Source organism: Winogradskyella sp. PE311 (genome assembly GCF_046545555.1).
GTDB lineage: Bacteria > Bacteroidota > Bacteroidia > Flavobacteriales > Flavobacteriaceae > Winogradskyella.
The window spans coordinates 963800-976192 of the sequence record NZ_JBHZTH010000001.1; the positions used below are offsets into that span (position 1 = coordinate 963800).

Here is a 12393-nt window from a genome sequence, read left to right on the forward strand (position 1 = left end):
ACTTTTGAGAACGTATTCACTATTAATTTTTACCGTCTCTTCTTTAATTTTAAACCAAAAACAGGTTGGAATTAAAAAGGGTGGTTTTAAAGTGTTATATGTTACCGTCTTACTTCTTTGTGTTTTTAAACTTTATGCTCAAAACCCAATAGTACCCAATAAAGGCCTAAACGACCCACATATTCACATTTTTAACGATACGGCTTATGTGTATGCGTCACATGATAAATCTATAAAAAACGATAAATTCATCATGGAAGATTGGTGGATTTGGTCCTCACCAGATTTAGTGAATTGGACAAAACGAAGTGTTCTAAATCCAAAGAATACTTATATTGGTAGTGACTATTCACGATGTTGGGCAACAGATGCTGCCTATAAAAACGGAAAGTATTATTGGTATTTTTCCGAAGGTAATGAACAAACTGGAGTAGTGGTTGGTGATACACCTTTGGGACCGTGGAAAGACCCTTTAGGGAAACCTTTGTTGACTTCAGATTTAACACCAACGCACGAGTATGATATGTCCATTTTTGAAGAAAATGGAGATCATTACATCTTTTTTGGAGTATGGGATTATTACGTCGCTAAGTTAAATGACGATATGATTAGTCTCGCTGAAACACCAAAGAAAGTTATTGTAAATAATACAAGAGGTCCTTATAACAGAGACGGGAAAAATAAAGACATGCCAACAGACGATAAACCATTTGTACACAAGTACAACGGAAAATACTTTTTGTCTTGGGGCTGTTTTTATGCTATGTCTGATAATTTGTATGGTCCTTATGATTATGTTGATACCATTATAAAAGAATCAAGTTTTGCAGAAGGCTATGACAGCCCAACATGGCCAAATGGGTTTTTGCAAGGACGTCACGGTAGTTTTTTTGAGTGGCATAATCAATCCTACTTTATCTATTGCGATATCAGCCAAACCGGAAATCGATGGTTTCGAGATTCTTTCATTAGTTATGTCCACTACAAGGATAATGGTGAAATAGAAACCATGAGAGTTGATGGTATTGGTGTAGGTCAATATGATGCCAATAATGGTTATATTGAAGCTGAAGATTATTTTAGAGCCGACGCTGTGAATAAGACGGAGAATGTAATGGGAGGCTTTTCAATAAGTCCAGAAGAAACTGATGGTTTTGTAACCTATCCAAACATTCAGAATATAAATAAAAAAAGTAACATTGAATTTCAATTTTTATCTCAAACATATACAGAGATTGAAGTAAGGGAAGGCAATTCAAACGGAAAACTTTTAGCAACTTGTATGTTTGCTGCCAATAATACAAAAGCCTTTAAAACTAAAAGTTTCAAAATAGAAGATCTGTATGATGGACAAACCATATGTTTGGTATTTAAATCTTCTGCAGTAGAGCATTTAAAAATTAACAGATTTAGATTTACATAAAACAACTAAGAATACATCAACTAAAATTACCATAACAATAATGAAAAGACAAACACTAATACTATTCGCAATTCTAGCAGTATCCATAATATCTTGTTCAGAACCCGTAGAGAAAGATTATAAAGATGCCTCGTTATCCATAGACGAACGTGTTGAAGCTTTACTTCCAAAGTTATCTATTGAAGAAAAAGTAGCACAAATGCGAATTTTTCATGCTAATATTGGTGCTAAGCCAGATGAGAATGGTAATTTAAAACTGTCTGATAAAGTTATTGAAAAATTAAAATTAGGTATTGCAGGAATCAAAAACCCAGGCGAGCACATTGATCCAGTGGCCGCTGCGAAATTAAACAACGAACTTCAAAAATATATCATCGAGAATAATCGTTGGGGAATTCCAGCATTGTTCGTCACAGAATCTTATAATGGTGTAGATGCTGAAGGCTGTACCAAATTTGGTCGTCCTATGACATCTGCGGCATCATTCAATCCAGAATTGGTGCAAAGACAATGGGATGTGGTTGGTAGAGAAGCCAGATTACGAGGGATGCACATGTGCCACTCACCAGAAGCAGATATCGTGCGCGATCCTCGTTTTGGACGTATGTCTGAAGCTTTTGGGGAAGATACCTATTTAACAACCCAAATGGTTAAAAATGCTGTAATAGGTGTTCAAGGAAATTATGAAGGTTTAGGGAACGGAACACATATTGGTGCTGTAGCAAAACACTTTGCAGGTTACGGACAAGTTTTAGGTGGTTCTAATTTCGCCGCCATTGAGATTTCTGAAAGAACACTTATAGATGAAATTTATCCACCGTTTGAAGCCGCTGTAAAAGAAGCTAGATCTTTAGGTATTATGGCGTCACACGGGGATTTGAATGGTGTGGCAAGTCACGGAAATCCAGAATTGTTAACAGGTGTACTTCGAGATCAATGGGATTTTGAAGGTTATGTAGTTTCCGATTCTAATGATATTGCGCGTTTATTTTATTTTATGGGTGTTGCAGAGTCGCCAGAAGCTGCTGCACAAATGGGATTAGAAGCAGGAATTGATATTGATTTATACGCTGAAGATTCGTATTCGTATTTACCAGAAATGGTTAAGAAAAATCCAGAATTAGAAAAATTAATCGACCGTTCTGTACGTCGTGTATTAAGAACAAAATTCATTCTTAGACTATTTGACAATCCATACATTGATATAGAAGAAACGAAAAAAGGTGTTCGTGCAGCGTCCTCTTTAGAATTAGCAAAAGAATCGGATTTAGAATCTATTATTTTATTAAAAAATGAAAACAAAGCATTGCCGTTAAATAAAGAAAAGTCGACTAAAATTGCGCTTTTAGGCCCTTTATTAAGTGATGATACTAAAGCGATGTTTGAGTCTGTTTCAGGTTCAAATATTAAATATGTTGCAGAAAAAGGTTTTAATTTAACCGATGAAGCTAAAGGCAATCCAAGCCTAATAGACACGGACCCGAGAGCTATTTCTAAAATGGTAAACATGGCAAGAAATTCAGACGTAGTCATCCTGTTTTTAGGAGGCGATGAGTTTACCGCTAAAGAAGCATACTTTAAGAATACTGTTGGAGATAGAGCAACTATTGAGCCTGTTGGTGCTCAAGATGAGCTGATTGAGAAAATTTCAGCTTTAGGAAAACCTGTAATTGTTGTGCTAAAACACAGAAGAACGTTAGCCATTAATACCATTGCTGAGAAAGCAGATGCTATTTTAGATATCTGGGATTTGAGTGAATTTGGAGATGAATCGACGGCGAAAATCATTTTTGGAGAGGTGTCACCATCAGGTAAATCACCTGTTACAATTCCTAGATCTATTGGACAGTTGCCTTATCATTACAGTATGAAAGAAATTAACTATAAAAAAGGCTATTTATTTTTAGAAGACGGGCCAATTTATCCGTTTGGTCATGGCTTAAGTTATGGTGATTTTGAATATTCAGATATATCAATTTCTAGTGGAGAAATCACACCAGAAACAGAACTTACTGTAAGTGTTAAAGTAACCAATAATGGTAGCATGAAAGCTAAAGAAGCGGTTCAAATGTATATTAAAGACGAAATAGGTTCGGTGACTAGACCAGATAAAGAATTAAAAGCTTTTGAAAAGATAGAACTTGATGCTGGAGAAAGTAAAACGGTAACTTTTACCATTACACCTAAAATGTTAGAATTCACAGGGATTTCAATGGAAAAAGTTTTAGAGGCAGGAGATTATACTGTTAAAGTCGGAACATCGTCTCAAGAGTATTTAGAAACAACATTCAAACTAAAAAAATAGATTTAAAATGAATAAATCAATCTTAGCAATAGTCGCATTATTATGCCTTTTTAGTTGTTCTGAAGCTCAAAAAACAACATCAGAAGAGAAAGATGTTTTTAATGAAACTCAGATTAAAAAATCGATGATTAAAGCACTAGAATGGCAAGAAGCACATCCCATTTTTGCAATACATCCAACAGATTGGACAAATGGTGCGTATTATACAGGTGTAGCAAGAGCACATCATACAACAAAAAATATGATGTATATGGCTGCGCTAAAAAATCAGGCAGTAGCTAATAATTGGCAACCATTCAAACGTTTATACCATGCAGATGATGTCGCCATTTCATATAGTTATTTATACGTTGCTGAAAACGAAAAAAGAAGAAACTTTGCAGATTTAGAACCAACAAAAAACTTCTTAGACGCACATCTGTACGAAGATAATAATTGGAAAGCTGGGACAAATAAAAGTAAAGAAGATAAAACCATTTTGTGGTGGTGGTGTGATGCCTTGTTTATGGCGCCACCTGTAATCAATTTATATGCTAAACAAACAGAGCAACCAAAGTATTTAGACGATATGCATAAGTATTACATGGAAGCGTATAATAGATTGTATGACGAAGAAGAAAAATTATTTGCAAGAGATATGCGTTTCGTTTGGAAAGGAAACGATGATGATAGAAAAGAGCCAAATGGTAAAAAAGTATTTTGGTCTAGAGGAAATGGATGGGTAATTGGTGGTTTAGCATTATTGTTAGAGGATATGCCAAAAGATTACGAGCATAGAGATTTCTATGTGAATTTATATAAAGAAATGGCAAGTAAGATATTAGAAATTCAACCAGAAGATGGCTTATGGCGCACAAGTTTACTAAGTCCAGAATCTTATGATCATGGAGAAGTCAGTGGTAGTGGTTTTTACACCTTTGCAATTACTTGGGGAATAAACAATGGTTTGATAGATAAAAAACATACGCCTGCAGTTAAAAAAGCATGGAAAGCATTAGCTGCTTGCCAGCATGAAGATGGTCGTGTTGGTTGGGTACAAAATATTGGTGCGTTCCCGGAACCTGCATCTGCCGATTCTTGGCAAAATTTTGGATCAGGAGCTTTTCTATTGGCTGGAAGTGAGATTTTGAAGCTTGAAAAATAGAAAACTGTATTAATAGTATAATTAGAAAAGGATTTAGATAGCTACGTTATTTAAGACCTTTTCTGTTTTAATAAAGATACCAACATGAAGTATATAAAGTTAGTTTTCCTTGCATGCTTTTGCATTTTAAGTTGCCAATCAAAGGACAGGTCTGAAGAACCTAGAGATAAAAAGGTTGAATTAAAGGAATTACCAAATCGACCTAATATACTTTGGTTAGTTACTGAAGACATGGGAGCTTACATCCCACCATTCGGAGACACAACCGTAGCAACACCCAATTTAAGCAAGTTAGCCGGTGAAGGCGTTGTGTATCCAAACCTATATTCTACTTCAGGAGTTTGTGCACCAAGTAGAGCAGCCATTGCAACTGGTATGTATCCATCAAGTATTGGTGCTAACCATATGAGAACCAACTCTTATACCAAAGAGAGAGGACTTCCCGCTTATGAAGCTGTACCTCCTTCTGACGTAAAGATGATAAGCGAATTGCTGCGCAAGCAAGGCTACTATTGCACTAATAATTATAAAACGGATTATCAATTTAAAGCACCAGTTACGGCGTGGGATGAAAGTAGTCCTTATGCACATTGGCGAAATAGAAATGAGAATCAGCCTTTCTTTTCAGTAATCAATTTTACTGAAACACATGAATCTGGTTTGTTTGAGCCTTACGGATTTAGAGAAATTGAAACCCGTTTGTATCATGCTGGCGATAGTACTTATAATTGGAAGAATAAAGGAGCTTCGCATGCTAATAATCGCATGACAGAAGAAGACACACCAATACATGTCTCAAAGGATACCAAATTCAAAATCCCGCCTTATTTAGTAGATAATGAGGTGACGCAACGCGATATGTGGAAGCTATATAATAATATTGTCGAAATGGATCGTCAAGTCGGTGCTGTGTTAAAACAGTTAGAAGCCGATGGCTTATTAGAGAATACGATTGTGCTTTTCTATGGTGACCATGGCGGACCATTGCCCAGAGAAAAGCGATTGATTTATGATTCAGGATTAAACACACCTATGATTATTCGTTTTCCTAAGAAATTACACGCAGGAACAAAAGACGATCAATTGATAAGTTTTGTAGATTTTGCACCAACCTTATTATCGCTTATTGGAGAAGAGCCAAAGCCTTATATGCAAGGGCAATCTTTCTTGGGATCTAATAAGGTAGAAGAACGTGATTATATTCATGCTGCAGCAGATCGTTTTGATGCCGAAACGGATGTCATTAGAGCGGTAAGAGATAGACGATTTAAATACATAAGAAATTACAGGCCAGAACAAGGCTATTATCTTCCGATAACATATAGGGAACGCATTCCGGCTATGCAAGAATTATTACGTTTGCACGATGAAGATAAACTCAATGAAGCACAAAAACAATGGTTTAGAGAAAGTAAACCAAAAGAGGAGTTATTCGATTGCACTGTAGACCCTTTTGAATTAAATAATTTGGCTGATAATCTAGAATATAAAAACAAACTTAATGAGTTGAGTGCCGAAATGGATAAATGGCTTCGAGCCATAGAAGATAATCCTAATTTACCTGAAGGAGAATTAATAAAAAAATTGTGGAATGGTAGTGAAACGCAACCCATAACTTCTGAACCTATTATAAAAAATAAGAACGGAAAAGTTACGATAAGTTGCAATACTGAAGGGGCTTCAATAGCATTTAAAATGCTTAAGAACGGAGAAAAGTCTCCGAAATCTTGGGAGGTTTATGAAAACAAAATTGACTTACCTCATGACGCCAAATTAATAGTGCAAGCTCATCGTATTGGATTTAAGCCAAGTAAAACGATTGAAATTAAATAAACTATTTCACCTGTAAATAAGTGATATATGATGAAAAAATTGATTCCTTTTTATTCTTGCTCATTAATCGTTTTATTGGTGCTTTGTTGTCAATCTGAAAATGAACAACAAAAAGCTAATAGTGCGAATACTTCAATATCATTAACAGAATTAGGCGACGCATTTAAATCACCATCCAAAAAATACTATCCAGAAACTTGGTTTCATCTTAACGGAAACAATATTAGTAAAGAAGGTTTAACATTAGATTTAGAAGCTATAAAAGAAGCGGGTTTACAAGGCATTCACCTGTTTAATAAAGCAGGAAGACTATATCCAAATGTAGAACCGATAAAAATTCTGTCGCCAGAATGGGAAGATATGATTCGGCATGCTGCAGATGAATGTAAGCGACTAGGCTTAAAATTCACCATGCAAAATTGTCCTGGATGGTCTATGACTGGTGGTCCTTGGGTACCATTAGAAGAAGCACAACGCGAAGTGGTAGAAACAATTTATAGAGTATCTGAAGGTAAGACCTTTGATGATATATTAGCGTTAGACTCACTTTACCATACCTCTGATTACGATTATAAAGACATTCAGGTATTAGCATTCCCGACACCTCAAGGTGACGATTTAGAGCCCTTTAACCCTTCAAAAATAGAAACAAATAATACTATAGTACCTTGGAAAGATATCTTCAATCCTAATTCAAAAATTGTAGTTACGCGCAAAACGACGCGCTTAGATAAACCTTTAAAAGAATTTAGAGCCAATGGTATTTCAAAAGTAAAAAATCAAGATACTTGGGTGAAAACATCCTTTGATGAATCCATAACATTGCGAACGATTACTTTCCCTCAATTGCGTCATATTATTATGGGTACAGAATATCCAGTAATGGATGTTGATATAAAAGTGGAGGCACTTATTGATAATAAATTAACAGAAATCACAACTGTAAATTTACCGGATGCTAATTGGAATGATAGGCGCAAACATCTTACGCTTACTATTCCTGAAGCTACTTCTAAAGTCTTTAAGTTTACTTTCGAAGGGGAACATGCCATAGCACCAGAATTTATTCGATTAAGTTCAAGTCCTAAGTTGCATAACCACGAAGCCAAAGCCGCTAAGGTCTTAAGACGACTTGAAAAAGAGGTGCAGTATGATTATGCAAAAAACACTATCATTAAATCTAATACCATAATTAATCTCACGGATAAAATGACAGCTGAAGGCAAATTGACTTGGGAGGTGCCAGAAGGTAATTGGACCATAGTCCGTTTTGGTCATATAAACATGCGATTAACCAATAAACCAGCAGTTCCTGAAGCTACAGGTTGGGAATCTAGTAAACTGGATAAAATGGCCATAGAAAACCATTTACGTAATGGTATGATTGGTAATTTAATAAAAGATGGAAGTCCTATAGGTGACGGTAAATTACATGGTTTATTGATTGATAGCTGGGAAAGTCATGTACCCACATGGACCACGAATTCAAAGAATATGTTTTCTGAATTTGAAACTCGAAGAGGTTACAGTATGAAACCGTATTTACCTGCAACGATGGGTTATATTGTAGAAAACGCTGAGGTAACCACTAAATTTTTAAGAGATTTGCGTCATACCATGGATGAGGTGTTTATTGATAATTTCTTCAAGCATTTTGCTACTGTCGCGCATGATATGGGTGCTGAAGTATACACAGAAGGCGCGGGAGGAGAAGTATTGCCTATAGACCCGATGCGTTATTATGGTGTAAGCGATATTCCCATGACTGAGTTTTGGTATCCTAAAGAACCGTCTGCCCAAAGAGAATATGCAAAACCAATATTTAATGCGGCATCGGCAGCACACTTATATAATAAGCCCGTTTTGGCTGCAGAAGCTTGTACACAAGTTGGTGTAAAGTGGAACGAACATCCGTTTTCTGTGAAATACTTAATCGATTATAATTTTACAAAAGGGGTTAACCACTTGGTGTTTCATACTTTTTCACACACACCCCAAACTGATGTGTATCCAGGCTCAAGTTTTGGAGGTAATATTGGATTTCCTTTTGTGCGGCAACAAACCTGGTGGCCTTATATGAAGGATTGGACAGATTATTTAGCTCGAAATCAGTTTGTGTTGCAACAAGGTGAGTACGTCGCAGATGTGTTGAGATACTATGGAGATCATTTTGATCGTCCACCTTTCGACTTAGATTATTTTCCTAAAGGTTACCGTTTTGATTATTTGAATGCTGAAATATTACACGATAAAATAAGTATTAAAAACGGTAAAATTCACGTGGATAATGCTGGAGATTACCGCATCATTACACTTAGAGACTCAAAACAAATGTTGTTATCTACAGCAAGGAAACTGAAAGAATTAGTATTGGCAGGTGCTGTAATTCTTGGCGATAAACCACAGGATTCACCGAGTTTAATGGACGATGAAAATGATTTAAGAGAATTGTCTAAAATAGCAGATGAGTTATGGGGAAATACAAGCAAAGGAGTAAATCAAGTAGGTAAAGGAAAGGTGTATTGGGGCATATCACTCGAAGAGGTTATAAAAGCGGAACAGATAGAGAAAGATGTTAGTGTTCCAGAAGACTTAGATATTAAATGGATTCATCGCGAGACAGCAGATGCAGATATTTATTTTATAGCCTCAAATCATAATCAACCAGTTGATGCGACATTAAGTTTTAGAATTAAAGATAGGAGTCCGCAACTTTGGAATGCTTTTAATGGCGAACAACAAGAGGCTAAAATTTGGAGTACAACCCATAATAGAACCAATATAGCTATGTCTTTTGCACCAAGTGGAAGTGCAATTGTGGCCTTTTTGAAAGACGATAAACAACCTTATGCTTCAAAAGTAACCTATAATGATGAGGTTATTTTAAGTACAGAAATAGGATGGTACAACATTCATGATACGGATGACTTTCCTAAATTATCTTGGAAAGGTGATAGCGTGATCGCATCAATAGAAGGAGCGTATAGTTTTCATCAAAATGGAAATAAAAAAACTGAAACAATTTCTATAGAAGAGCAATCACTTCAAACCAATTGGACTTTAAATTTTGAGGAAGGTTGGGATACGCCAAAATCTGTCGAAATCCCAGAATTAATATCACTAACCAAACATAATAATGATGCCATAAAGCATTATTCAGGGACAACTACCTATACGAAAATATTCAATTTAGAAGCAGTTGGAAGTCATTTGTTAATCGATTTAGGAACAGTTTCAAATATCGCTGAGGTATTGTGTAACGGTAAAAAAGTTGGTGTTAAGTGGGCACCACCTTTTCAATTTGATATTACAGAATATGCTCAAAAAGGCGAAAATACTCTTGAGATTAAAGTCACTAATACTTGGCGCAATCAACTCATTTACGATAATTCTAGGCCGAAAGACGAGAAGAAAACGTGGACTACAAATCGACCAAAAAAAGATGAAACTGAATTAGAAAACTCAGGTTTAATCGGACCAGTAGTTGCAAAAACACTTAATTAATTGACTTTTATTACAATAAAAGGTATTTATCTTTCAATTCAGCATAGTTCAGGATGCTTTTTCTAGTTAAGTTTAATAGTATTAAGCAAAATATTAAAAAACAGTTATGAAAATAATGACGTTTAAATCCATACTATTTTTGGTTTTTATGTTATGTTCACTTTGCATAATAGCGCAAGACGCGCCACCTTCCGATGATATTTTTAGATTGAAAAATGTAGAAACAGGCCTATTCTTAAGCGATGCAGGTTCTAGTGCAACAGCCGTTACTATGACAAACTTAGGTGAAGAAGATCAAAGTACCCATTTTACTTTTGTGCAAAGCGGTGCATTTTATAATATTGATAGTGAAATTTTAGGAATCTTACGCGGACCAGGTGCTGGTGGACCAGGAGGACCTTATGTCGTTGTTAGTACAACTAGAGCTGCACCATCAGCTGATGGTGATAAAGTGTGGACCATACAGCATAACCAAACAAATAATACCTATAGATTTCAATCGGGAACCAGTGGAAGATTTATGTATCATGATACCAATGGAACGGTAACCCATGTTGTTGTTACAGAAACAGATGATAGAAGTAATTGGGAACTTATTCCTTTTGTAGTACCCTCTGTGGAGATAGCTCCAGATGAAGATACAAATTCAGATCTAACTTGTCCAGCTTCAGGTGAATTTCAAAACGATACGACCAGAAATGTAGATATACCAAACCCAATTAATGTCGGGACTGCTGATGATAGAACTTGTTACTCCGATTACTCAGAAAGCAATGTATATGGTGAGACTTGGGGTGTTTATAATATTACCGATGGGTCAAACCATTGGGACGGAAGTACGTTGCAACCCAGAATAGAGCGTTCTTTATCAAGATCTCAAGCTACTGGTATTGGAAGTTACGCCAGATTTACAGGAACTTTAAGAATTCTCGAAGTTGGAGATACTGGTAGTTTTGGTACTACTGGGAGTTATTTTATGCAGGCTAAAGGACAACACACTGATCCTGATGTGCCTGGAGATCCTGCTATTTGTTTGTATTTAGCAAGACCAGTTTTTGGTGTTGATGATAATGGTAACCAAGTTCAAGCATCCTTTAATATTTATAGAGAACAGATTATTTTTAGAGGAGGCTCTGGAGCTGCTGGTAGAACTGAAGTTTTTCTAAAGAATGTAGCAAAAGACGAGATAGTAGATATTGAATTAGAGGTTGGTTTTAGAGAAGATCCTAATAATCCTGATTTAAAAATACATTATTCTGATGCGGTAATAGGTGGGGAAACTTTTAATTGGAATATCCCAGAACCAGAAAGAGGTATACAATCTGGAATTAGATATGGAGTATACAGAGTAAAAGGAGGTAGAGCTCAAATGAGATGGGCAAATACAACTTATGAGAAAGTAGAAAATGCAGATAACTCAGGTCCAGCGCCAGACGACGATATTTATAGATTAAGAAATGTGGCTACAGGACAATTCTTAACAGATGCAGGTATAAGTGCTACACCAGTTACAATGACAGATTCTGGTGAGCCACAGAATACACATTGGACGTTTGTAGAAAGTGGAACGTTTTATAATATAGATAGTGAAACTAATGGCATACTCCGTGCGCCAGGTTCTGGAGGTCCAGGTGGACCTTATGTAGTTTTAAGTACGGGTACAACAACAAGTTCTGGTGATAAAGTATGGACTTTACATTATAACGACACTGATGAGACCTATAGATTTGAATCTAGTAGTAGCGGTAGATTTATGTATCATGATCCTAATGGAACTGTAACCCACGACATAGTTCCTGATACTGATGATAGGTGTAAATGGGAGGTAATACCAACAAGTCAATCGTTAAGTATTGAAAATAACCATTTGAGTATGTCTTCACTGAACGTATATCCTAATCCAGCAGATAATAATTTTACAATTGCATTAAATAATATTACTAACGCAGATATTAAAATATATAATACATTAGGAAAAGTTGTTTATAAAGGTTCGACTATAAATGGAAAAATTATAATTAAAAATAATGGGCGTTTAACTTCTGGATTATATATCGTAAATGCTATAACAGTTAATAAAACCTATAAGACTAAACTGATAATAAACTGATAAAAAACACTTAATTAGATGCCTCTTTCTCAATCCTTTTAGACATTTCGTTTATCCTTAAATTTTGTCTTTTA

At 35.7% G+C, this 12393-nt stretch carries 6 protein-coding genes; all 6 read left to right on the forward strand.

Annotation, left to right across the window (positions count from 1 at the left end; all coding sequences use genetic code 11):
* The first annotated feature begins 4 nt into the window (after positions 1-4).
* Positions 5-1423, forward strand: a complete 1419-nt coding sequence (locus ACFWU4_RS04190) for a family 43 glycosylhydrolase (protein WP_411125168.1) — start codon at positions 5-7, stop codon at positions 1421-1423.
* Between the two features lie 40 nt (positions 1424-1463).
* On the forward strand, positions 1464-3728 hold the full coding sequence (locus ACFWU4_RS04195; RefSeq protein WP_411125170.1) for a glycoside hydrolase family 3 N-terminal domain-containing protein: 2265 nt from the start codon (positions 1464-1466) through the stop codon (positions 3726-3728).
* A 7-nt stretch (positions 3729-3735) separates the two neighbouring features.
* Positions 3736-4872, forward strand: coding sequence for a glycoside hydrolase family 105 protein (locus tag ACFWU4_RS04200; RefSeq protein WP_411125172.1), 1137 nt, complete (start codon positions 3736-3738; stop codon positions 4870-4872).
* 84 nt (positions 4873-4956) lie between these two features.
* The gene (locus ACFWU4_RS04205) at positions 4957-6705 is read left to right on the forward strand and encodes a sulfatase (protein ID WP_411125174.1); all 1749 of its coding nucleotides are present in this window, start codon (positions 4957-4959) and stop codon (positions 6703-6705) included.
* Between the two features lie 27 nt (positions 6706-6732).
* Positions 6733-10209, forward strand: coding sequence for a glycosyl hydrolase (locus ACFWU4_RS04210; protein ID WP_411125176.1), 3477 nt, complete (start codon positions 6733-6735; stop codon positions 10207-10209).
* A gap of 106 nt (positions 10210-10315) precedes the next feature.
* Positions 10316-12319, forward strand: coding sequence for a T9SS type A sorting domain-containing protein (locus ACFWU4_RS04215; RefSeq protein ID WP_411125178.1), 2004 nt, complete (start codon positions 10316-10318; stop codon positions 12317-12319).
* Positions 12320-12393 lie beyond the last annotated feature (74 nt).

What these genes read in the sequence shown, in the direction of transcription:
- ACFWU4_RS04210 (WP_411125176.1), top strand. Translation starts at nt 6,733, where the DNA reads ATGATGAAAAAATTGATTCCTTTTTATTCTTGCTCATTAATCGTTTTA.
- ACFWU4_RS04195 (WP_411125170.1), top strand. Translation starts at nt 1,464, where the DNA reads ATGAAAAGACAAACACTAATACTATTCGCAATTCTAGCAGTATCCATA.
- ACFWU4_RS04205 (WP_411125174.1), top strand. Translation starts at nt 4,957, where the DNA reads ATGAAGTATATAAAGTTAGTTTTCCTTGCATGCTTTTGCATTTTAAGT.
- ACFWU4_RS04200 (WP_411125172.1), top strand. Translation starts at nt 3,736, where the DNA reads ATGAATAAATCAATCTTAGCAATAGTCGCATTATTATGCCTTTTTAGT.
- ACFWU4_RS04215 (WP_411125178.1), top strand. Translation starts at nt 10,316, where the DNA reads ATGAAAATAATGACGTTTAAATCCATACTATTTTTGGTTTTTATGTTA.